Origin of the sequence: Burkholderia sp. AU19243, assembly GCF_018148075.1 — a bacterium.
GTDB lineage: Bacteria > Pseudomonadota > Gammaproteobacteria > Burkholderiales > Burkholderiaceae > Burkholderia > Burkholderia latens_A.
Genome location: NZ_JAGSTV010000005.1, coordinates 204,601 through 228,813, shown reverse-complemented (window position 1 = coordinate 228,813; position 24,213 = coordinate 204,601). Strand labels below are relative to the sequence as shown.

Annotated in this window: 9 protein-coding genes; 7 read left to right on the top strand and 2 right to left on the bottom strand. The window is 70.7% G+C overall.

All coding sequences use genetic code 11. The annotated features are described in order from the left end of the window. Nucleotides 1-270: 270 nt before the first annotated feature. From KDW55_RS12300 to KDW55_RS12270, 7 genes are all read left to right on the top strand, one after another. On the top strand, nt 271-9,966 hold the full coding sequence (locus KDW55_RS12300) for a non-ribosomal peptide synthetase (RefSeq protein WP_212160640.1): 9,696 nt from the start codon (nt 271-273) through the stop codon (nt 9,964-9,966). 9 nt (nt 9,967-9,975) lie between these two features. Next, a complete protein-coding gene (locus KDW55_RS12295; protein ID WP_212160639.1) occupies nt 9,976-14,967 on the top strand; it encodes a non-ribosomal peptide synthetase in 4,992 nt (1,663 codons plus the stop codon). Next, the gene (locus KDW55_RS12290) at nt 14,957-15,982 is read left to right on the top strand and encodes a GNAT family N-acetyltransferase (protein WP_209821063.1); all 1,026 of its coding nucleotides are present in this window, start codon (nt 14,957-14,959) and stop codon (nt 15,980-15,982) included. Before KDW55_RS12295 ends, KDW55_RS12290 begins: the two co-directional genes overlap by 11 nt. Nucleotides 15,983-16,016: 34 nt before the next feature. Continuing rightward, nucleotides 16,017-17,393 carry a lysine N(6)-hydroxylase/L-ornithine N(5)-oxygenase family protein gene (locus tag KDW55_RS12285; protein WP_212148651.1) on the top strand — a complete coding sequence of 459 codons (1,377 nt, stop codon included), beginning with the start codon at nt 16,017-16,019 and terminating at the stop codon, nt 17,391-17,393. A 47-nt stretch (nt 17,394-17,440) separates the two neighbouring features. Beyond that, on the top strand, nt 17,441-19,705 hold the full coding sequence (locus KDW55_RS12280) for a TonB-dependent siderophore receptor (RefSeq protein ID WP_209821061.1): 2,265 nt from the start codon (nt 17,441-17,443) through the stop codon (nt 19,703-19,705). An 87-nt stretch (nt 19,706-19,792) separates the two neighbouring features. Beyond that, complete coding sequence (locus KDW55_RS12275) at nt 19,793-20,632, top strand: formyltransferase family protein (RefSeq protein ID WP_209821060.1); 840 nt, start codon at nt 19,793-19,795, stop codon at nt 20,630-20,632. Next, the gene (locus KDW55_RS12270; RefSeq protein WP_069241386.1) at nt 20,632-21,678 is read left to right on the top strand and encodes a GNAT family N-acetyltransferase; all 1,047 of its coding nucleotides are present in this window, start codon (nt 20,632-20,634) and stop codon (nt 21,676-21,678) included. Before KDW55_RS12275 ends, KDW55_RS12270 begins: the two co-directional genes overlap by 1 nt. 272 nt (nt 21,679-21,950) lie before the next feature. On the opposite strand, the gene KDW55_RS12265 is transcribed toward KDW55_RS12270, so the two are convergent. Both KDW55_RS12265 and KDW55_RS12260 read right to left on the bottom strand, forming a co-directional pair. Beyond that, nucleotides 21,951-22,856, bottom strand: a complete 906-nt coding sequence (locus KDW55_RS12265) for a nucleotidyl transferase AbiEii/AbiGii toxin family protein (RefSeq protein ID WP_212148652.1) — start codon at nt 22,854-22,856, stop codon at nt 21,951-21,953. After that, on the bottom strand, nt 22,825-23,895 hold the full coding sequence (locus KDW55_RS12260) for a type IV toxin-antitoxin system AbiEi family antitoxin (RefSeq protein WP_212160637.1): 1,071 nt from the start codon (nt 23,893-23,895) through the stop codon (nt 22,825-22,827). The genes KDW55_RS12265 and KDW55_RS12260 overlap by 32 nt, the downstream gene beginning before the upstream one ends. Nucleotides 23,896-24,213 lie beyond the last annotated feature (318 nt).

The following is a 24,213-nucleotide window of genomic DNA, read 5'->3' as shown; positions in this document are numbered from 1 at the left end:
CGGCAACGTCGGTAAATGAAGGGCAGGCAAATTCTGCGGAAACGGCAAAGGTGACGTGAAAGCAGTGCACCGGCAGGCCCGGTTGCGGCTTTCCCACCTGATAGACGAACGGCGCGCGCAAATATTTAGCGCTGCCGTCGAAGAATGCGATGGTTCGGACTTTGCGCATAAAACGGTAAAAAATCTGCCGCGCCGTTCGTCACACCAGTGAAGCCGCCCAAGCGGCCCCGAGACTTGGCCTAAGCGGCCGGACCGAAGGACTTCACGCACATGACGAGTTTCCCGACTGCGCTGCATCACCGAATCCGCGAACTGGCGCGCGTTGCGCCCGACGCACTCGCGCTCGCCGCGCCTTTCCAGAACGACCTGCGCCTGTCGCGCGGCGCGCTCGACGCGCGGGCGTCGCAGCTTGCGCGGCGCTTGCGCGCGGCCGGCGTCGGCGCGGAAGTGCGCGTCGGCGTGTGCGTCGAACGCTCGTGCGAGCTGTTCGTTGCGTTGCTGGCCGTGCTGAAGGCGGGCGGTGTGTTCGTGCCGCTCGATCCGCGTCATCCGGCCGCGCGTCTGAACTGGATCGTCAGGGATGCGCAGTTGCGGCACGGGATCGCCGACGCGGCGGGTCGCGCGGCGCTCGGCGCGCCGTTCGAGCATGCGTTCGATGCGACGTGGGCAGACGGTGACGATGCGGATGCGGCTGCTTGCGCCGACGATGAAGACGTGCCTGTGCATCCGCGTGCGGCCGCCTACATGATCTATACGTCCGGCTCGACCGGCACGCCGAAGGCGGTGGTCGTCGAGCACGGGCCGCTCGCCGCGCATTGCGATGCGCTCGCGGCGGCGCTGCCGATCCACGGCGGCGATCGCCTGCTGCATTTCGCATCGGTCAACTTCGATGCCGCGCACGAATGCTGGCTGGCGCCGCTGGCAGTGGGCGCGAGCGTGACGATTGCGCCGCCGCAGCCGTTCGCGCCGGACGCCGCGCATGCGCTGATGCTGCGCGAATCGGTCAGCGTTGCCGCGTTCCCGCCCGCGTATCTGCGCGAATTCGCGGCGGTTGCCGCGCGCGACGGCGTCCCGCCGACGCTGCGCGTGCTCGCGTTCGGCGGCGAAGCGTTGCCGCAGCAGGCGTTCGAATTCGTGCGCCGCACGTTCCCGTCGGTTCGCCTGATCAACGGCTACGGGCCGACCGAAGCCGTGATCTCGCCGATGCTGTGGCCCGTCGAGCCGGGCGAGATGCCTGCGCTCGCCGAGGGCGACGCCTATGCGTCGCTGCCGATCGGCCGTGCGATCGGTCCGCGTGTCGCGCGCATCGATCGCGACGCGCAACGCGCGGCGGATGACACGGCAGACGCCGGCGAGCTGCTGCTCGGCGGCGCATGTATCGCACGCGGCTATCACGGCCGCCCGGCGTTGACGGCCGAACGCTTCATTCCCGATGCGAACGGCGAGCCCGGTGCGCGCGTGTACCGCACCGGCGACCTCGCACGGCTACGCGCCGACGGCGCATTCGATTATCTCGGCCGGCTCGACGATCAGGTCCAGGTGCGCGGCGTGCGTGTGGAGCCCGCTGAAATTGCCGCATGCCTTCGCACGCATCCGGCAGTGGCCGACGCGGCTGTGATCGCCGAAACCGGCAACGGGCCGACGCGATTGATCGCATGCATCGCGCTGCGTGCGACGGCCGACGATGCGGTGCTGAAGGCGCACGTGGGCGCGCAGTTGCCGGCCGCGTGGCAGCCGCACCGGTTCGTGCGCTGCGATGCGCTGCCGTATACGCTGAACGGCAAGCTCGACCGTGCGGCGTTGTGCGAGCGCATCGCCGCGGCGCGCAACAATGAATCATCGGCGGGCGATGCGCCGCGCACGCCGACCGAACGGCAGATTGCCGGTTTCTGGCAGACGCTGCTCGGCCTCGATGCGGTGCCGGCGCGCGACGATCGCTTCTTCGCGCTGGGCGCCGATTCGCTCGCGGCGATGCAACTGCAGGGCGCGATTCGCGCCGCGTTGCGCGTGAACCTGCGTCTCGACACGCTGTTCGCCGATCCGGCGCTGGCCGAGCTGGCCGCGCACGTCGATCGTGCGGAGCGGGAAACGGGCGCGCCGCTTGCAGCGATTCCGGCGCGCCGGACGGCGGCCGATGCCGCTGCGTCGACTGCGCCGCATGTCGATCGTGCGGCGTCGCTCGCGCAGCAACGTTTCTGGGTGCTCGCGCAAACGCGCGATGCGAGCGCCGCGTATCACATCGCCGCACACTGGACGATCGACGGCGCGCTCGACCGTGCCGCACTGCAGCGCGCACTCGATCATGTGATCGAGCGGCACGAGGCGTGGCGCACGACCCTCGTCGACAACGACGACGGCATCGTGATGCAGCGCATCCACAAGACGCTGCCGGTTGCGATCGCAACGGTCGACCTGCGCGACCAGCCGCCGGCCGCACGCGATGCGCAGGCTGCGCGCATTGCCGAGCGCGATGCGCTCGCGCCGTTCGATCTGTCGCGCGGGCCGCTGCTTCGCGCGACACTCGTCGTCCTCGGAGACACCCGGCACCGGCTGCTGCTGACCGCGCATCACGCGATTACCGACGGCTGGAGCTCACGCTGCGCGTTCGACGAACTGGCGGCCGCGTACCGTGCGTATGCGCAAGGGCGCGAGCCGTCGCTGCCGGCGCTGCCGATTCAGTATGCGGACTACGCGGACTGGCAGCGCGACCTGCTTGCCGGTGGCGAAGGCGAACGTCAGCTCAACTATTGGCGCGATGCATTGCGCGACGTGCCCGGCCCGCTTGCGCTGCCGGTCGACCGTCAGCCGGGCGCGACGCGCTCGCTACGCGGTGCACGCGTATCGCTCCGGTTGCCCGACGCCGTCGCGGCCGACGTGCGGCGTCTCGCCCGCGATGCCCAGGCGACAGTCTTCACGGTGCTGCTTGCCGCACTCGACGCATGGCTGTCGCGCGCGACCGGCGAGACGGACATCGTCGTCGCCGTGCCGGTGGCGCACCGCCAGCGCGCGGAAACCCACGCGCTGCTCGGCCTGTTCCTGAACACGGTTGCATTGCGCGTGCGCGTCGCGCCGACGCTGCCGTTTTGCGCGCTCGTGGACGCGGCGCGCACGGCGGCACTCGGCGCGGTCGCGCACCAGGACGTGCCGTTCGAGCGCGTCGTCGATGCGGTGAAGCCGCCCGTGAAGCGCGGCGACGAATGGCTGCGCGTGAAGTTCGCGCAGCAGTTCGACGCGCGGCACGACAGCGTGTTGCCGGGTGCGACGGCCGTCGCGACGCCCGGCCCCGATCTCGCCGCGCGCTTCGACTTCGCATTGGACTTTACCGACGATGCGAGCGGAATCGAACTCGTCGCAGCCTATGCAACCGACTGCATCGACGACGATACCGCGCGCGCATGGCTCGACAGCTATGCGGCGCTCGTCGCGTCCGCCGCAGGCGAGCCGCATCGGCCGACGGCCACGCTGCGCTGCGATGCGTCGCCGGCCACGCGCCAGCCGCGCGATGGCCGCGCGCTGCAAGCCGAGCATGCCGACATCGTCGCCGCGTTCGTGCGGCAGGCGGCTGCATATCCGCATCGCGTCGCGCTCGCCGATGCGGCGGTGTCGCTCACGTTCGCCGAACTCGACGATGCGTCGAACCGGATCGCGCATGCGCTGGCACGGCGCGGCACGACGGCCGAAACGCCCGTGATTGTCTGCATCGAGCGGTCGGCGCGCTTCGTCGTCGCGCTGCTCGGAGCGCTGAAGGCGGGCGCACTGGCCGTTCTGCTCGATCCGGCACAGCCGGCCGGCCGTATTGCGGCCGCTGCCGCCGATTGCGGTGCGCGCTGGGCGCTCGTCGCGGATGCGGCCGCGTGGCCGGCCGCCGGCGATGCGCAGCCGCTCGACGTCGACGCGCTCGCACAGGATGCGACGCTCGCGCACGCGGCCGGCGTGCGCGTCGCGCCGCATCCGGAGCAGGGCGCCTATCTGATCTACACGTCGGGTTCGACGGGCACGCCGAAGGGTGTCGTCGTGTCCCACGGCGCGCTCGCTGACTATGTGCAAGGCATGCTCGACGAACTCGCGTTCGCACCGGACGCGTCGTTCGCGATGGTATCGACCGTGGCGGCCGACCTCGGCCACACGACGCTGTTCGGCGCGCTTTACGCGGGCCGCACGCTGCATTTGCTGCCGGCTGCGTGTGCGTTCGATCCGGACCTGTTCGCCGACGAAATGCGTCGCCGCGACGTCGGCGTGCTGAAAATCGTGCCGAGCCACCTGCAGGCGCTGCTGGACGCACGCGCGCCCGCCGACGTGCTGCCGCGCCATGCGCTCGTGACCGGCGGCGAAACGCTCACGTGGGCGCTCGTCGCGCGCATCGCCGCGCTCGCACCGGCCTGCCGCGTGATCAACCATTACGGGCCGACCGAAGCGACCGTCGGCGCGATCGTGTGCGACACCGCGTTGGTTGCCGCCGACGCGCGCGACGCCGCGAGCGGCGTGCCGCTCGGCCGGCCGCTGCCGAATGCGCGCGCACTGGTGCTCGACGCGCTCGGCGCGTGCGTGCCCGCCGGTGCGACGGGCGAGCTGTACCTCGGCGGGCCGGGCGTCGCGCGCGGCTACCTGAACCGGCCCGCGCAGACGGCCGAGCGGTTCGTGCCCGATCCGTTCGCGCGCGGCGCGCGGCTGTATCGGACCGGCGACCGCGTGCGGCTGCGCGCGGACGGCCGTCTTGCGTTCGTCGGCCGTATCGACGACCAGGTGAAGATCCGCGGCTATCGCGTCGAACCGGGCGAGGTCAGTGCGGCGGTGCGCGCGGCCGGGCCGATCATGCAGGCCGCGACGCTCGCGATCGAAACGGACGGCCGCCTGAGGCTCGCGACGTTCGTCGTGATGCGCGACGGCGCCGCCTTCGATGAAGCCGGTGTGCGCATCGCGCTCGGCGCGACGCTGCCCGATTACATGGTGCCCGCGCAGTTCGTCGTGCTCGCGCGCCTGCCGGTCACGGCGAACGGCAAGATCGATCGTGCGGCGCTGCGCGAGCTGGCCGTCGCGCCGGCGGCGGCGACTGCCGGCGATGCACCGCAAGGCCCGGTGGAGACGGCGCTCGCGGAAGTGTGGCAAGCAGTGCTGAAGGCGCCGCGCGTCGGCCGCGACGACAACTTCTTCGAACTCGGCGGCGATTCGATCCTCGTGCTGCAGGTGATCGCGCGGGCGCGCAAGCGCGGCGTGCGCTTTACGCCGAAGCAGTTGTTCGACGGGCCGACGATTGCCGAACTCGCACGCATCGCGAAGACCGAGGAGGTCGCCGCCGCCACGCCGGCAGCGGCCGCTTCCGTGCCTGAGTCCGCACCCGCTGGGAGCGCAGCGGCCCGGCTGACGCCGGCGCAGCAGCGCTTCTTCGCGCTCGACGTGCCGCATCCGGGCCACTGGAACCAGTCGGTTGCATTCGACGTGCGCGGCACGTTCGACGCGGATGCATTCGTACGTGCGTTCGACGCGGTGCTGACGCATCACGACGCGTTCCGCCAACGCTTCGCGCGCGCCGCGGACGGCCGCTGGCAAGCAAGCGACGCGGCGAAGCCGTACGACGCGCTGCCGTTCGTCGACGTCGCCGCACGCGACGAAGCCGACGCAGTCGCACGCTTCGACGCAGTGCAGCGCCGCCTCGATCTCGGCCGCGGCCCGCTGGCCTGTGCGTGCGCGGCGCGGCTGCCGGACGGTTCGACGCGGCTGTATCTCGCGATTCATCACGCGATCGTTGATGGTGTGTCGTGGCGCATCCTGCTCGACGATCTCGATGCTGCGTATCGCGCCGCATGCGAGGGTTCGCCGGTGCGCCTGTCGCAGCCGGGCCTGCGCGCGGACGCGTGGGCTGCCCGGCTCGCGCGCGCCGCGATCGAACCGGCATCGCCGTTCGCCGGCGAAGTCGCGTACTGGGCCGGCATGGCGCAGGGAGACGACATCGCGCCCGATCATCCGGATGCCCCGGCGACGAATGCCGACGCGGCCGTCGTCGTGCAGACGATCGATGCGGCGTTGACTCGCGCGGCGCTGACCGACGCGCACGCCGCGTACCGAACGCAGACGATCGAACTGCTCGGCGCGGCGCTCGCGCTGGCACTGACCGGTAACGGCGCTGCCGCGTCGTGCCGCGTCGAACTCGAAGGGCACGGCCGGGAGCCGCTATTCGACGATGCGGACGCGAGCCGCACGATCGGCTGGCTGACGAGCCACTATCCGGTCACGTTGCCGGTCGAACGCACCGCGCGCGACACGCTGTGCGCGGTCAAGGACGCGCTGCGCGCGGTGCCGCACAAGGGGCTCGGATTCGGCGTGCTCGCGCATTACGGCGACGCCGCGACGCGTGCGGCGCTGGCCGCCGTGCCGCGTCCGCGCGTCACGTTCAACTATCTCGGCCAGTTCGACGCACCGCGCGACGCGATGCTCGTGCCGCGCTTCGGCGGCACCGGCGTCGAACGCGATCCGCATGGCCCGCTCGGCAACGCGCTCGCGATCCATGCATACCTCGACACCGACCGCGACGGTGCGCGCACGCTGAAGGTTCACTGGGTGTACGGTGCGCCGCAGTTCGAGCGCGCGACGATCGACGCGTTCGCGCAACGCTTCGAGACCGCGCTTCGCGAACTCGCCGACGCGTGCACGTCGCGTATCGCGCTTCGCGGCGGCGGCGCGACGCCGGGCGATTTTCCGCTCGCGCAGGCGGCCGGCCTCACGCAGGCCGCGATCGAGCGCGCACCGCTCGACTGGCGCGCGATCGACGACGTGTATCCGCTGTCGCCGATGCAGCAGGGGATCCTGTTCCATGCGCTGTTCGCGCCCGGTCACGCGAGCTACGTGAACCAGCTCGTCGCGACCGCGACGGCGCTCGACGCCGAGCGGCTCGCAGCCGCGTTCGCCGCATCGATCGCACGGCACGACATCCTGCGCACCAGCGTGATCCCGGACGAGGCCGCGCCGCTGCAATGCGTGCATCGCCATGCGCGAATGCCGGTCGAGCAGCTCGACTGGCGCATGCGCGGCGACACGCTGGATGCCGATTTCGATGCGTGGCTCGCGGCCGACCGCGCGCGCGGCTTCGACTGGCGCGAACCGCCGCTGATGCGGCTCACGCTGATTCGCGTGACCGACGACGCGTGGCGCGTCGTGTGGACGCGCCACCACGTATTGCTCGACGGCTGGAGCACCGCGCGCCTGCTTGCCGACGTGCTGCGCGATTATCGCGATCCCGACGCGGCGTCGCCGTTCGCGAGCCGCCCGTCACTGCGCTATCGCGACTTCATCGCGTGGCTCGCTACGCGCGACCGCGACGCGGACGAGCGCTTCTGGACCGAACGGCTCGCGCGCCTCGATGCGCCGACGCTGATCGCGGAGCGCAACGCGGACCGCGCGGACGCCGAGATGGTCACGTGGCGCGCAACCATCGGCGCGGAAGCGTTGGCGCGCGTCGCGCAGACGGCGCGCACGCTGAAGCTGACCGTCAACACGCTGGTGCAGGGCGCGTGGGCGCTCGCGCTTCAGCGGATGACGCATCAGCCGGCCGTCGCGTTCGGCGCGACCGTCGCCGGCCGTCCCGATGTGCTCGCGGACGTCGACACGGTGCTCGGCCTCTTCATCAACACGCTGCCGGTGATCACCGCCCCCGCGCCCCAGCAACGGGCGGCCGACTGGCTGCAGGCGCTGCAGCGCGAGAACGCGGCGGCGGCCGAACATGCGCATACGCCGCTTGCGGACATCCAGCGCTGGGCGCGCGGCGCCGGCGGCGCATTGTTCGACACGCTGGTCGTATTCGAGAACTATCCGGTCGGCGACACGGCGCACGACGCCGATCCGCGCGCGCTGTCGCTTACCGACGTGCGCAGCATCGAAGCGACGGATTTCGCGCTGACGCTCGTGATCGAAAGCGGCGCGGAACTGACGATCGACTACGGCTATGACGCGGCACGCGTCGATGCGCACCAGGTCGAGACGTGGCACCGCGCGTTTGCATGCGCGCTCGATGCACTGGCTCGCGCGCCGCACGCGCTGCTGGGCACGCTGTCGATCGCCGATGCAGCGACGCGCGACGCACTGGCGCGCGCGCAGGACACCGCATTGACGTGGCCGGACGCGCAGCGTCAGCCGCTGCATCTGCAATTCGCGCAAGCCGCGCACGCGACGCCCGATGCGATTGCGCTCGAGTATGCGGACGTTCACGGCGACGTACAGCGCGCGACCTATCGCGAACTCGACGACAACACAACGCGCGTCGCGGCAGCACTGCGCCGTCGCGGCGTGCGCCCCGACACGCCGGTTGCCCTGTGCGTCGAGCGCTCGTTCGAGATGGTGACGGCGCTCGTCGGCGTGCTGAAGGCCGGCGCCGCGTATCTGCCGGTCGATCCCGACTATCCGGCCGAGCGCATCGCGTATCTGCTGCGCGATGCGCGGCCCGCGGTCGCGATCACGCAACCGCATCTGCGCGAACGGGTGGCGGCCGCGCTCGGCGATGAAACGACGACGCAACTGCTGACGCTCGCCGATCTGCTCGACGACGGCGCGTCCGCGACGGCCGCTGACGGCGCGGCCGACATCATCGACGATGCACAGCTCGCGTATCTGATCTATACGTCGGGGTCGACCGGCAAGCCGAAGGGCGCGGGCAACTCGCATGGCGCGCTCGCGAACCGGATCGCATGGATGCAGCACGCGTACCGTCTCACGCGCGATGACGTCGTGCTGCACAAGACGCCGTTCGGCTTCGACGTGTCGGTATGGGAATTCGTGTGGCCGCTCGCGATCGGCGCGAAGCTCGCGATCGCGGCGCCGGGCGACCACCGCGATCCGGCCCGTCTCGCGGCCGCGATCCACGCACACGGCGTGACGGTGCTGCACTTCGTGCCGTCGATGCTCGCCGCGTTCGCCGCGTATCTCGACGATTTCTCGGCGGCCGCGCAATGCGACAGCGTGCGCCTGATCGTCGCGAGCGGCGAGGCGCTTGCGCCCGAGCTCGTCGCGAAGGTCGCGCGGCTGTTGCCGAACGCGACGCTCGTGAACCTGTACGGGCCGACCGAAGCCGCGATCGACGTGTCGCACTGGACCTGCGGCCCCGACGACGCGAACGCCGTCGCGGTGCCGATTGGCCATCCGATCGCAAACCTGCGGTTGCATGTGCTCGACGCGGCCTGGCAGCCGGTGCCGGCCGGCGCGACCGGCGAGCTGTATCTCGCGGGCGCGGGCCTCGCGCGCGGCTACTTCGGCCGCCCGGCGCTGACCGCCGAGCGTTTCGTGCCCGATCCGTTCATGCCCGGTGCGCGCATGTACCGCACCGGCGACCTCGCACGGCGCCGCGCGGACGGTGCGCTCGACTATCTCGGCCGCGTCGACACGCAGGTGAAGCTGCGCGGGCAGCGGATCGAGCCGGGCGAGATCGAGGCGCTGCTGCGTGCGGCGCCGGGCGTGCACGACGCGGTCGTGATCGTGCGCGACGAACGGCTGATCGGCTATGTCGCACGCGGCGACGCGGGTCCGCTCGATCGCACCGCACTGCTGGATGCGCTGCGCGCGCAACTGCCGTCGTACATGGTGCCGTCGCAGCTGATCGAGCTCGACGCGCTGCCGGTCACGCCGAACGGCAAGTGCGACCGCCATGCGTTGCCCGCACCGGCACGGAACGCAGTCGCGGCCGCGGACCTCGCGACCGACACGGAGCGCACGCTTGCGGCGATCTGGCAGCGGGTGTTGCGCGTGGATGCGATCGGCCGCGACGACGACTTTTTCCTGCTCGGCGGCCACTCGCTGCTCGCGACGCAGGCCCATGCGCAGGCGAACCTGCACTGGGGCCTCGCGCTGCCGCTGCGCACGCTGTTCGACACCCGCACGCTCGCGCGTTGCGCGCAGGCGATCGATGCGGCCTGTGCGGCCCGTGGCGACACCGACGCGGCGAGCGCGATCGACGCGCTGCTCGGCGAACTGGAAACCCAATAAGGACGACGGATGACGAAGGCCCAACCCGACTGGCTCGCGCTCGCGACGCGTTTCGCGCAACTGCCCGACGCGCAGCGCGCGGTGTTCCTCGACAAGCTCGGCGCGGCCGGCATCGACTTTCGCATGCTGCCGATCCCGCCGCGCACGCCGCGTAGCGACCGTGTGCCGGCGTCGTTCGCGCAGACGCGGCTGTGGCTGCATGCGCGGCTGATCGATGCGCCCGCCGCGTATCACATCACCGAGCGGCTCGCGCTGTCTGGCCCGCTCGACGTACACGCGCTGCGGCTCGCATGCGATGCGATGATCGCGCGTCATGAGGCGCTGCGCACGACGTTCGACGAAGCGGAGGACGGCGTCGCGCAGACGATTCATCCGCCGCTGCGCTGCCCGTGGCGCGAGACCGATCTCGACGCGGTGCCCGACGCGCAGCGCACCGCCCGCGCGGAAACCGTCGCGTCGACGGATGAAGCCGCCGCATTCGATCTCGGCACCGCGCCGCTCATGCGCGCGCATCTGATCCGCTTCGACGCGACGCACCACTGGCTCGCGCTGACCGTTCACCACATCGTGTCGGACGGCTGGTCGTCGGACGTGATGCTGTACGAACTCGCGGCGTTCTACCGCGCTTACGCGTCCGGCGAGCCGGTGCCGCTCGCGCCGTTGCCGATCCAGTACGCGGACTACGCACTGTGGCAGCGCCGCTGGCTCGACGCGGGCGAGCGCGAGCGGCAGCTTGCGTTTTGGCGCGAACGCATCGATCCGCAGCGCGGCGTGATCACGCTGCCCGGTGCGGCCGCTCGGCCGGCCCGCCGCAGCGCGCGCGGCGCGCGTCACGTGTTTTCGCTCGACGCGCGCACCGGTGCGCAACTGCGCGCGTTCGCGGCCGCGGCGGGCGCGACGCCGTTCGCCGTGCTGCTCTCGGCGCTCGACGCGCTGCTCGCGCGCGCGACCGGCGATGCGCGGATCTGTGTCGGCGTGCCGGCCGCGAACCGCGAGCGTGCGGAAACCGCCGGGCTGATCGGCTTCTTCGTGAACACGCTCGCGATCGACGTCGACGTGCCCGCGCACGGCGATTTCGCGTCGCTGGTCGCGCGCACGCAGCGCGCGCTCGTGGATGCGCAGATGCACCAGGACGTACCGTTCGATCAGGTCGTCGACGCGCTCGGCGTGCCGCGCAGCGCGAGCCACCATCCGCTGTTCCAGGTAATGGCCGCATATGGCGAGCGCCGCGCGTTGCCGACGCTCGGCGCGGCAGCGGCCACGTTGCTGCCGTCCGGCACGCCGTCCGCGAAATTCGACCTGACGCTCGCCGTCGAGGCGACGCCCGACGGCACGTTCGACGCCGCGTTCATCTACGCGCTCGATCTGTTCGATGCCGATGCGATCGCGCGGCTTGCCGCGCGTTTCGTCACGCTGCTCGGCGACGCGCTCGCGCGCCCCGGGTTGCCGATCGGCGATCTCGACTGGCTGCCGGCCGACGAACGTGCGCAATTGGCCGGATGGAACGCGCCGGCGGGCGCCGCGCAAGCGGAGCCGTTCATCCCGGTGCATGTGCGGATCGCCGCTCATGCGCGCGCGCGCCCCGACGCGCGCGGTGTCGCCGACGTCGATCGCGCGCTGACGCGCGGCGAGGTCGACGCGCGTGCGGCCCGCATCGCGCGCAATCTCGTCGCGGCCGGCGTGCGGCCGGAAATGCGCGTCGGCGTCGCGTTGCAGCGCTCGGTCGACCTGCTGGTCGCGCTGATCGCGGTGCTGAAGTCGGGCGCGGCGTTCGTACCGCTCGATCCTGCGCACCCGCGCGAGCGGCTCGCGCAGATCGTCGACGACGCGGCGATCGCGCACGTGCTGACCGACGGCGCGAGCGCCGGATCGCTGCCGGCGGGGCCCGGCCTGCGCATCTGGCGTGCGGATCAGGTCGACGCGCTCGGCGACGCCGCGGACGTCGCGCTGCCCGACGTGTTGCCCGGTCACGCCGCGTATGCGATCTACACGTCGGGTTCGACCGGCAAGCCGAAGGGCGTGATCGTCGACCATGCGGCGTTCGCGCGACATTGCGTGGCGATCGCGCAGCGTTACGGCGTAACCGAGAACGACGTGTTCCTGCTGTTCCAGTCCGTCAACTTCGACGGCGCGCACGAAGGCTGGTTTTCGCAATACCTGTCGGGCGCCGCCGTGTCGGTGACGGCCGACGTGCTGTGGCCGCCGGCGCAAACCTGCGCGATGATGAACCGCGACGGCGTGACGATGACCTACGTGCCGCCCGGCTGCGCCGCGCAGCTTGCCGAGTGGGCGCTCGCGCACGGCGCGCCGCCGACGCTGCGTTCGCTGACGGTCGGCGGCGAAGCGACGTCGCGCGAAGCATTCGCGATGCTGCGCCGCGCGATGCCGAACGTGCGCGTCGTCAACGGCTACGGCCCGACCGAAACCGTGATCACGCCGACGCTGTGGATGTTCCGCCCCGGCGACGATCCTGCGAAACTCGGCGATGCCGCGTATCTGCCGATCGGCACGCTGGTCGGCGCGCGCACCGCGCACGTGCTCGATGCGCGGCTGCATCCGCTGCCGGTGGGCGTGATCGGCGAACTGTATCTGGGCGGCGAGGGGATCGGCGTCGCACGCGGCTATCTCGATCGCCCGGCGCTGACGGCCGAGCGCTTCGTGCCGGATCCGTACGGCGCACCGGGCGCACGCCTGTATCGCACCGGCGACCTCGTGCGGCGCCGCGCGGACGGCGTGTTCGACTTCATCGGCCGCGTGGATCATCAGGTGAAGCTGCGCGGGCTGCGCATCGAGCTCGGCGAGATCGAGGCGCAACTGGCAGCGCACGATGCGGTGCGCGAAGCGTGCGCGGTCGTGCACGGGCAAGGCGCCCAGGCGCAGCTGGTCGCGTATGTCGAACTGACCGCCGACGCGCAGGCCGCCGCGCAGCCGGTCGAAGCCGCGACGCTCGACGCGCATCTGCGCCGCACGCTGCCCGACTACATGGTGCCCGCGCAACTGATCGTGCTGGACGCGCTGCCGCGCAACGCGAACAGCAAGGTCGACCGTGCGCGGCTGCCGGCGCCGGTGCGCGTCGAACGCGCTTACGACGCGCCGCACGACGGCGACGAAGCCGCGCTCGCGGCAATCTGGCGCGACGTGCTGAACGTCGAACGCGTCGGCCGCGGCGATCACTTCTTCGAGCTCGGCGGTCATTCGCTGGCCGCGGTGCGCGTGGCAACGCGCGTTGCCGAGCGGCTCGGCCGCGACGTGCCGGTGCGCGCACTGTTCGAAGCGCCGGTGCTCGCGCAGTACGCGCGCCAGGTCGCCGATGCGCCGCGCGCCGCGCACGCCGGCTCGGCGGCGCCCGGCGTCGCGGCGGTCAAACCCGACGCGTACGGCGTGTGGCCGCTGTCGCCCGCGCAGCTGGGCCTGTGGTTTCTGTGGCGTGCGCAGCCGGACAATGCCGCGTACAACATTCCGGTCGCGCTGCGCGTGCGCGGCCCGCTCGACGTCGATGCGCTGCGCGCGGCGTTCGCGGCTGCGGCCGCCGCGCATCCGGCGCTGCGCACGCGGCTCGTGCTGCGCGACGGAACGCTGCCCGGGCAGCGGATCGACGATTCAGCCGCCGTCGCGCTGCCTGTCGTCGATCTGTCCGCGCAGTCCGACGCGCTTGACCGCGCGGCGGCACTGACCGACGCCGACGCGCTCGCGCCGTTCGATCTCGCCGCCGATGCGCCGCTGTGGCGTGCGCGCGTGCTGAAGCTCGGCGCGCATGATCACGTGCTGTCGGTGACGATTCATCACATCGTGTCGGACGGCGAATCGATCGAGCTGTGGCTCGATGCGGTGCGCGCACACTATGTCGCGCTGGTCCGTGGCGAAGTCGCGTCGTCGCCATCGTCGTCGGCGCCCGCAGAAAGCGTGTCGCTCGTGCTGCCGGCGCCATGCTGCACGTCGCGCGTCGCGTACTGGCGCGACGCGCTCGCCGACTTGCCGTCATCGGTGCTGCCGCAACGCGCGGACGCGCCGGCCGTCCCGCAATGGCGCGCAACGCGCATCGCGTTCGAGTTCGACGCAGCACTGATTCGCGCCGCGCGCGACACCGCGTCGCGTGCCCACGCGACGTTGCCGATGGTGCTGCACGCGGCGCTCAACACCGCGCTGTTCCGCGTGACCGGCGCGGTCGACCAGCCGGTCGGCGTGCTCGCATCGACGCGCGCGCTGACGGGCGACGCGGCGCGCGATGCGCTCGGGCTCTTCGTCAACTCGGTGGTGGTGCGCACGCGGCTCGACCCGGCGGCCCGCCGCGCCGACGTGCTCGGCCAGGTGCGCGACACGGCGCTCGCCGCGTATGCGCATGCCGACGTGCCGTTCGCGGACGTCGTCGCCGCGCTGCGCGCGCCGCGTGCCGCGCACGCCAATCCGCTGTTCCAGGTGATGTTCAACTACCTGCGTCCGACGGGTGCTGCCGCGCGCGACTGGGCCGGCCTGTCGCTCGACGAATTCGACGACGTGCGCCATCGCGTCGTGTTCACACTCGAGCTCGACGTGGTCGAGCATCCGGACGGCCGCGTGAGCGCCGCGTTCTCGTATGCGGACGAATTGCTCGACGGCGGTTTCGTCGATGCGCTCGTCGACGTCTACCACGACGAAGTCGCGCGGTTCGCGGGCGCCCCGGAAGCGGCGCTCGGTGCGCCCGATGCGCTGTTCGTCGCGGAACCCGTCGGTCCGGCAAGCCACGCGCCGCGTGTCGCCGACGCGTCGCACGCGCCGCACACGGCGGCCGCGCTCGCCGCGGTGTGGTCGGACACGTTCGCGACGGCCGCGCCCGCGCCCGATGCCGATCTGTTCGAGGCCGGTACGAGCTCGTTCGACGTCGTGCGTTTCGTCGACGCGGCCGCCCGTGCCGGTCACGCGCTGACCGTGGCCGACGTGTTCGCCGCGACGACGCTCGCGGCGCTCGCCGCGCGTATCGATGCGGCGGCCGAAGCGGAGCAGGAGGTGCGCGATGCTCGCTGAAGTGCGTCCGGACGGTTTCACGATGCTCGACACGTACCGCCTTGCGTTCGCCGACGGCTTGTTCGCCGTGCGCGACGGCACGGAAATCCGCGTCGCGCAGGGCGACGGCATCGGCGCGCAGTTGCTGCGCGTGCAACTCGGCGACGACGGCGCGCTGCGCGTCGTCGCCTACAACCATCGCGCGGCGCCGGCCGATCAGCGCCGCGCGCTGCTGGCCGCGCTCGCCGCCGCGTTTTCCGATGCGGCGCGCCACGCGGCGATCAGGCTCGACCCGGCCGCGTGGCCGGCGGTCGCGCTCGACGCGCTGCGCGCGAGCGGCGTGCTCGCCGACGGCGGCCTGTGCATGCGCGAAGGCTGGGCACAGCAGGCCGATCTGTGGCGCGTCGGCACGCACTTGCCGTGCGCGACGCTGCCGATGTTCACCGACGGCCGGCGTCATCCGCGCCGGCCGCCTGCGCCGCGCGGCGACGTGTATGCGCGCGACCTGCCGGCGCTCGGCATGCGCTTCACGCTGCGCGGCTGGCAGCCGGGCGAAGACGCGGCGCGCATCGCGCAGTGGTTCGACGAGCCGCGCGTGCGCGACGGCTGGCCGTGGGCGCGGCCCGGCGCAGACGGCACGGCGCCCGATGCCGATCCGCACGTCACGCCGCTCATCGGCTGCTTCGACGGCGAACCGTTCGCGTATGTCGAGGCGTTCTGGCTGAAGGAAGACCCGCTTGCACCGCACGTCGGCGCGCGCGATTACGACCGCGGGCTGCGGATGCTGGTCGGCGCGTCGCGCTGGCGCGGCCCGCACTGGGTGGCCGGCTGGCTGCCGTGCGTCGTGCATCACCTGTTTCTCGACGACCCGCGCACCGAAGTGGTCGGCTGCGCGGTCCCGGCCGGCCGCACGCGGGTCGTCGATCTCCTCGCGCGGCACGGCTTCACGCGGCAGCGGCGGCTCGCGCTCGCCGACGCGCAGCCGCTGTGGATGTGCACGCAGCGCGAGACGTTCTTTGCCGGCCGTCATGTATGACGCGCCGGTTTCACCGACAAGGGAGCTGAGAGACATGCAGAGAGAAACCGTATTCGACCTGATCGGCGTCGGCTTCGGGCCGTCGAACCTGGCGCTGGCCGTGCGCCTCGCGGAGCGCGGCGGCGCACGGCCGTTCACGCATTGCTTCGTCGAACGTCAGCCTGAATTCGGCTGGCACCGCGGGATGCTGCTCGCCGATTGCCGGATGCAGATCTCGTTTCTGAAGGATCTCGTGACGATGCGCGATCCGACGAGCCGCTACACGTTCATCAACTACCTGTTCGAGCGCGGCCGACTGAACGAATTCGTGAATTTGAAGAACTTCTACCCGACCCGCGTCGAGTTTCACGATTATCTGAGCTGGGTGGCCGATGCGTTCGACGAGCACGTGCATTACAGCGAGACCGTCACCGCGATCGAGCCCGTGTCCGGCGACGGCGCGCGCATCGACGCGCTGCGCGTGCTGTCGCGCGACGCGGCCGGCCACGAGCGCCAGCGCGTGACACGCGCGCTGTCGGTTGGCGTCGGCGGCACGCCGGCGGTGCCGGACGCGTTCGCGGCGCTTGGCCGCGACCGCGTGATCCATTCGTCGTCGTATCTGACCGACATCGACCGGCTGGTCGCGGCGCCGGACGGCGAGCGCCGCCGCGTCGCGGTAATCGGCGCGGGGCAGAGCGCGGCGGAGGTGTTCGTCGACCTCGCGCGCCGCTTCCCGCACGTCGACGCGAGCCTCGTGATGCGCGCGGGCGCGCTGAAGCCGGCCGACGACAGCCCGTTCGTCAACGAGATCTTCAGCCCCGAGTTCACCGACGTCGTTTATGCGCAGCCGCACGACGCGCGCCGTGCATTGCTCGAGCGCTATCGCGACACCAACTACGCAGTGGTCGACCGGCCGCTGATCGAGCAGATCTACGAAATGCTGTACCTGCAGCGCATTGACGGCACGCCGCGCCACGCGCTGCTCGCGAACAGCGCGATCGAGGCCGCCGTGCGCGGCGGCGACGGCCGCATCGAGCTGACGCTGCGCGACCGGATGAACGGGGCGACGCGGGTCGAACGGTTCGACGCACTGGTGCTCGCGACCGGCTATCGGCGCGACACGCACGCGGCGCTGCTCGAGGGGCTCGCGCCGCACCTGGGCGATGCGCTCACGCGCGGCGACGTGACGCGCGATTACCTGCTCGCGACGCCCGAGCACTTCGCGCCGCGCATCTATCTGCAAGGCTGCTGCGAAGACAGCCACGGGCTGTCCGACACGCTGCTGTCGGTGCTGGCGCGCCGCGCGGACGAAATCTGCGCGTCGCTCGAAGCAGGCGCCGACGCCGCCCATGACGACGGCGCGGGGCGCACCGCGCACGAACAACGACATCAACACGGGGCGAGCGCGAGCCGCATGGCTTTCGCTCTTTGACAAAGGCGCGGTCGGAGACCGCATCGAAACAAGCGGAGTAGAAAAAGATGGAGTGGGCAACAGGCACGCGTGTGCGTGCGATCGCAGCCGCGGCAAGCGTGGCGTTCGGGATGGCGGCAGGGCACGCGTACGCCCAGACGGCGCCGGCCGTGAGCGCGGGCGCCGCGGCATCGGCGAGCGGTGCGCAGAACGGCGCGGCGGGCGCGGCAGCCAAGGCGGCGGATGCGGCCGGCGCGCAGGGCGGCACGTCGACCGGCACGCTGCCGGCGATCAACGTCAACGCGGGCGCGGAAGGAGACGGCACGGTCGGCCTCGTCGCGAAGCGCAGCCGCACCGGCACCAAGACCGATACGGCGATCAATGAAATTCCGCAGACGATCAACGTCGTCACCGCGCAGCAGATCGAGATGACCGGCGCGACCGACGTGAACGCGGCGCTGCGCTACGTGCCCGGCTTCTCGTCGTACGGTTCGGACAACCGGTCCGACTGGTACGCGGCGCTGCGCGGCTTCACGCCGACCGCGTACGTGGACGGGCTGCAGGTGCCGAACACGATCAACCTCGCGAGCTGGCGCGTCGATCCGTACATGATCGACAGCATCAGCGTGCTGCGCGGGCCGACGTCGGTGCTGTACGGCGCCGGCGACCCCGGCGCGATCGTCGACGTGCACACGAAGCTCGCCGACGGCGAGCGCGTGCGCGAAGCCGGCGTGCAGATCGGCGACTACGCACGCAAGCAGTTCATGATCGACGTCGGCGACAAGCTCGATCCGGACGGCAAGTACGCGTACCGGTTCGTCGGCGTCGCGCGCGACGGCAACGCGCTGACCGGCCCGAACAACGATCAGCGCGTGGCGCTCGCGCCGTCGTTCCGCTGGCGCCCGGACGCCGATACGTCGCTGACGCTGTCCGCCACTTACCTGCAGGACTGGGGCGACATCTCGTCGAACTTCCTGCCGGCGCAGGGCACGGTGCTGCCGAACCCGAACGGGCAGATCACGAAGGACATCTACGAAGGCGACGGCAACTTCAACTACTACCGCAAAAAGCAGTGGTCGCTCGGCTACCAGTTCGAGCGGAAGCTGAGCCCGATGTGGACGTTCCGGCAGAACACGCGCTGGATGCATCTGTCGCTCGACAACGGCTCGGTGTTCGCGAACGGTTTCGACGGCGACAGCACAACCGACGTGTCGCGCTGGGCCGGCGTATTCCAGATGAACTACAGCCGCTTCGACATCGACAACAACGTGGAGGGCCGCTTCGGCACCGGCCCGTTCGAGCACACGCTGCTGCTCGGCTTCCAGTACAACCGGCAGACCGCGACCGACAGCGAATGGCTGGCCGCGGCGCCGTCGCTGAACATCTACAACCCGGTCTACCTGCCGGTCACGACCGCCGTGTTCGATCCGAACTCGACGTTCCGCACGAACACCTACACGACGATGAACACGTTCGGCCTGTACGCGCAGGATCAGGTCAAGTGGAACCGCTGGACGCTGACGCTCGGCGGCCGCGAGGACTGGGTGAACATGCGGCAGGACGACCGCGCGGCCGGCACGTCGACGAAGGCCGACATCACGGCATTCACCGGCCGTGTGGGCCTCACGTATCAGGGCGATTACGGGCTGTCGCCGTATGTCAGCTATGCGACGTCGTTCAATCCGCTGATCGGCGTGAATCTGGTGGGCGGCGGGCTGCCGCAGCCGACGCGCGGCAAGCAGATCGAAGCCGGCCTGCGCTGGCAGCCGCCGGGCAAGAACCTGATGCTGAACGCGGCGATCTATCAGATCAACCAGACCAACGTGCTCACGACCGCGCTGCCGACGCAGGATCCGACCGGCACGAAGTCGGTGCAGACCGGCGAAGTGCGCTCGCGCGGGATCGAGCTGAGCGCGACCGGCAAGGTCACGCCGAACCTGTCGCTGATCGCCGCTTACGTGTATCAGGACGTGAAGAACGTGAAGGCGAACGACGTGTCGCTGAACAACTGGCCGGTCGACATTCCGCGGCCGCGCCAGATGGCGTCGCTGTGGGCCGACTGGACGTGGCACACGGGGCCGCTCGCGGGCTTCGGGCTCGGCGGCGGCGTGCGCTACCAGAGCGCGTCGGCCGGCGCGGCCGACAACTCGCTGACGGTATCGAGCTACACGCTGTTCGACGCGGGCGTGCATTACGACATGCGCAACTGGCGCTTTGCGGTCAATGCGACGAACCTGTTCAACCGCCATTACATCAGCGGTTGCCAGTCGACCAACGTCTGCATTTTCGGGACCGACCGCACGGTGATCGCCACCGCGAAATACAACTGGTGACGCCGCGCGCCGCGGCGCGCCGGCCGGCCTCCGGGCCGGTGCGGGCGGGCCGCAGCGCCGTCGTCCGCTTTTTTTCACGACGCCTCCATGCCGAAGAAAAATCTCGTCTATATCCAGTCGCTGCGCAATGGCGCGGCCGATCGCGCCGGCCAGCCGGTCGCTTACCGGGGCGGCACGCGCTACATGAAGGCGCCGCTCGAATTCCTCGTCGAGCGGCTGAACGACTCGGCGCTCGGCGACCGCTATACGCTGCAGGGCGTGATCGTCGACGACGACGAAGGTTCGCCGGCCGACCGCGCGAAGGTCGCGGACTACGGGTTCACGCGCACGCCGGGCCGCCCGTGGATCCTGCCCGCCGGGCTGACCGTGCAGGGCCGGCCGGTCGACGACCTGTTCTGCACGATCGCATCGACGTACCGGCGGCTGCCGCGCGACGCACGCGAACGCGTGACGGGCAAGCAGGCGTTCGAGCGCCGCCTGCTCGAACGCCTGCTCGAACTCGACGCCGACGTGGTCGTGCTCGACGGGCTGCTCGTGATCCTCGACGAGCTCGTGCGCCCCGGCGCGCGCTTCCATCGCCGCATCGCGAACATCCATCCCGGCATCACCGCCGACGATTCGCCGTACCAGCGGCGCGGCGCGTGGGCGACGCTCGATGCGCTGCACGGCGCGCGCGGCGAACGGGTCGACTGGGCGACTGGCACGACGTCGCACGTCGAACCCGTGACGATGACGGGCGCATCGTTTCACTACGTCGACAACGGCATCGATTCCGGCGAGGTGATCTGCGACGTGCTCGACACGCCGATCGCGCCGGACGACACGATTCTCGAACTGCGCTGGAACAACTTCCAGCGCAGCCTGTTTCCGGCGCTCGAGCGAGGGCTGCATATCCTCGCCGACCGCCATGACGCGGGAGCACTGTGATGGAAGACACGCTGACGCAACCGGCAGCCGCGGCCTGCAAGGCAGCCACGGCGGAGCGGGTCGAGGGCGACGCGGCCGCGGCGCTCGACGGCGCCGCACGGGCGCGCGCCGGCGCGCAGCCGGCGTCGGTGGCGGAGTGCACGCTGGACGCATGGCGGCCCGACGAGCCGCCGGCCGCGCTGCTCGCGCCATTCGTCGCAGTGTTCAACACGGACACGCGGCACGATGCGGCGACGCTGTCGGTGCCGCTCGGCGACGCCGATCCGGCAACCGTCGCAGCGTACGTCGCGCGTGCGGTGCGCGAAGGCGTGATCGACGACGCGCAGGTGGCGGGCGACCGGCTGTGCTTCACCGCCTCGCGCGCGACGTTCTGGCAGAACCCGCGGCCGTGGTTGAAGGCGAGTGCGTCGGGCGGAATGCCGCTGCGCTACACGATCACGAACGGGCACCGGCATCCGGTGCGGCCGCCGTCGCCGGCCGGCGAGATCTATGCGCGCTACATGCCGCAGGTCGGGATGACGTTCAGCCTGCGCACCGTCGACATCGACGCGCATGCGCAGTTGTTCAGCGGCTGGATGAACCTCGATCGCGTCGCGCATTTCTGGGATCAGCGCGGCACGCTCGACGAACACGCTGCGTATCTCGCGGAGCGGCTCGCCGATCCTCACATGCATCCGATGATCGGCTATTTCGACGACACGCCGTTCGGCTATTTCGAGTTCTACTGGGCGAAGGAGGATCGCCTTGCGCCGTTCTACGACGCGCACGACTACGATCGCGGGCTGCATCTGCTGATCGGCGACTCGCGCTTCCAGAGCGCGGGCAAGCTGCACGCGTGGTGGAGCGGAGTGCTGCATTACATGTTCGTCGACGAACCGCGCACGCAGCGGCTCGTCGGCGAGCCGCGCGTCGATCACGTGCGGCATATCGCGTACATGCACCGGCTCGGGTTCTACACGCTGAAGGAGTTCGATTTCCCGCACAAACGCGCGGCGCTCACGGTGATGGAGCGCGAGACGTTCTTCGACACTTTCCGGTTGCCTTGACGGGATCGGGCGCGAAGTCGAATCCGGTCGTTTCGACCTGTGCTGCGAAGAATACGATGCGCCGACGGAGCCGGGCCGGTGACCACGCCGCATGCTCGATACGAACATTTGCTCGTTCATCATGCGCGAGCGGTCGCCGGTCTTGCAAACGATGCATCGATCGCCGGCCACGCGATCGCGGCCGGGGCCGCGCCGGTCACCCAGTCGAAGACCGGGCGGCTTTGGCGTGAGGGAGCGCATGCGCGACGGCACGACCGTCGCGCGGCAGCATGTCATTCCCGGCGATCGGGCCGATCCGCGAGGAAGCCGCCGCGGAACGCATCGAGATACCGGTCGGCGTCGTCATTGAATTCACCCGGCAACAGCGCGAACGCGCGCGCCTGCAGATCCTGCGCGAGCGTTGCGTAAGTCGCGTCGTCCGACAGCAGCGCGTGTATTGCATCGTGCGTGTGCGGCGACGCGATCCGTTTCGCGTCGCGCGCGAGCAGGGCCGCTGCCGCGAGTGCCGGCTGGAAGTCGTGTCGTTCGAGCAGGTCAGGCGCGGCGTCCCAGATGCGCTCGCGATTGCCTGCATCGTGAAAATACGTGAGCAGGAACAGCAAGTCGTACGCGTCGCTGTTCTGGCGCGCGCGCCGGTCCTTCCACGCGAGCAGCTTCAGCAGCGCGAGCGCCGGCAGGCTCGCCACCGGCACCGTGACGCCGCCGCCGATCGACACGGCGAGCGCCGTATCGACCGCTTCCTGAAACCCCAGCACGTTCAGCACGAACTCGCCGCCCGGCGGCCATGCGATTTCGCCGGGCGGCGTTTCGAGCGGCCCGAACGGCACCAGGTCGAGTTCGGTGCGAAAACCCGGCGCGCCGCTGTCGAACAGCAGTTTTTGCTGATGCTTCGGCGCGCGGGTGAATTGCCCGGTCGCGACGAGCGCATCGACGAGCCGTTGATGAAACGGCCAGCTGACCGCGCACACCGCGACGTCGACGTCCCGCGTCGCCCGCACCGGGCGAATGCCGTGGACGTGCCACATCAGGATGTCGCGCGCGGTCGCGCCGGCAACGACGAATGCCGCGTCGAGTCGTGCGCACGCCGCGCCGAGCGCCTGCAGCAGCGCGACCGCCGCCGGCTCGAGCGGCCGGCGCGCGTCGATTTCAAGCGGGCGGGTGGGCGAGGTATCGTTCATGGATTCGTTCGGCGGCGGCAAGATTGCGGCTGTCTCCGGACGAGACGAGATCCGCGTAGATCAACAGCGGCGGCGCGAGCGGCACGTCGTGCTCGCGCCAGTCGAGTGCCGGCGACGCCGGCCAGAACGCTTCGAGCAATTCGACGTCGCCGTGCGCGTCCGGGCGCAGGCGCGCCTGGAGCAGCAAGCGGTTCGATGCGGCGCCGTGCGTATAGACGGTGATCGCGGCCGGCTTGAGGTCGTGCGTGAGCAGATCGGCCGCCGCTTCGCCGCCGAGGCGTGCATCGAACGCGGCGAAATCGAAGCCGCGCCACCAGTCGGGTGCGAGCGCCGCAAACCGCCGGGCAGGCAGTTTCGCGCGCAGTCGGCTCGGGTACAGCGCGGCCCATTCCTGCACGAAGCGCGGCCAGTCGGACATCAGCCGTTCGCCGTTGCGCCGTTGCGCGACGAGGCCGCGCGCGATCAGATCGTCCATCGCGAGGTTGACCGTGCCGAGCGCGACGCCGGACGCGGCCGCGATCGCGCGGTACGGTTGCGCGACGAGGCCCGGTTGCGTCGCGAGCGCGAACATCACGGCGAGTCCCTTCGGCGTCGTGGCGCGGGACGCCTGCCGGCGCGGCATGCGGGCCGGTTTCGGCCGGCCGGAGATCATCACGGTGGCTTCCGGCTGGAGCAGGCACGCGTTGCCGGCGGTGTCGACGAACGGGATGCCTTCATCGGCGAGCCGGGCCGCCAGTTGGGCCGACACGTACGGCGCGACCAGCATCAGCGGCCGCTCGCCGGGCGCGGGCGCACTGCCGTGCCGGCGCAGCGCCGCGCGCGCGTCCTGCACCGATTCGACGCCGACGCTCACGGCCGCCGGCATCTCGAACGTCTGCCCGGCAATACGGAAACGGACCATCGCGTCGGCGTGCGCCCGGTATGCGGCCGGCACGCGCACGGGCCGTGCGCTGAAGCGGCGCGTCGCGCGTTCGAACGCGGCGCATGCTTCGTCCAGCACATGCTGTTCCGCTATCGGAAGAGTGACGTTGTCGGGCATCGGAGCGGTTCGCTTGTTCACTTTATTGCCAGCGTACACAAAAAATGTACAACCGTCAAAAAATGAACAAATGCACCCAACCCGTTGATGAAAAGCGACTATTCTGTTTCCCGTAGCCTCAATCAATGATTCCTCCGTCCCCCATTCGCGACCGAACCCATAGTGTCACGCAGGCGGAGCCGGCACGGCGCTCGTCCGGACGCACGACAGGTGCGCGGCGAATCCTTTTGCGCCCTGACCAAGCTCGACCGGCAACTCCAGGTTGCTGCCGCGACGACTTTATGTCTGTCCGGTTGCCGCGCGCCGGACTATCCTTCC

Excerpts from the sequence above, each read along its gene's own strand:
- KDW55_RS12300 (WP_212160640.1), top strand. The coding sequence starts at position 271 with ATGACGAGTTTCCCGACTGCGCTGCATCACCGAATCCGCGAACTGGCG.
- KDW55_RS12295 (WP_212160639.1), top strand. The coding sequence starts at position 9,976 with ATGACGAAGGCCCAACCCGACTGGCTCGCGCTCGCGACGCGTTTCGCG.
- KDW55_RS12290 (WP_209821063.1), top strand. The coding sequence starts at position 14,957 with ATGCTCGCTGAAGTGCGTCCGGACGGTTTCACGATGCTCGACACGTAC.
- KDW55_RS12285 (WP_212148651.1), top strand. The coding sequence starts at position 16,017 with ATGCAGAGAGAAACCGTATTCGACCTGATCGGCGTCGGCTTCGGGCCG.
- KDW55_RS12280 (WP_209821061.1), top strand. The coding sequence starts at position 17,441 with ATGGAGTGGGCAACAGGCACGCGTGTGCGTGCGATCGCAGCCGCGGCA.
- KDW55_RS12275 (WP_209821060.1), top strand. The coding sequence starts at position 19,793 with ATGCCGAAGAAAAATCTCGTCTATATCCAGTCGCTGCGCAATGGCGCG.
- KDW55_RS12270 (WP_069241386.1), top strand. The coding sequence starts at position 20,632 with ATGGAAGACACGCTGACGCAACCGGCAGCCGCGGCCTGCAAGGCAGCC.
- KDW55_RS12265 (WP_212148652.1), bottom strand. The coding sequence starts at position 22,856 with ATGAACGATACCTCGCCCACCCGCCCGCTTGAAATCGACGCGCGCCGG.
- KDW55_RS12260 (WP_212160637.1), bottom strand. The coding sequence starts at position 23,895 with ATGCCCGACAACGTCACTCTTCCGATAGCGGAACAGCATGTGCTGGAC.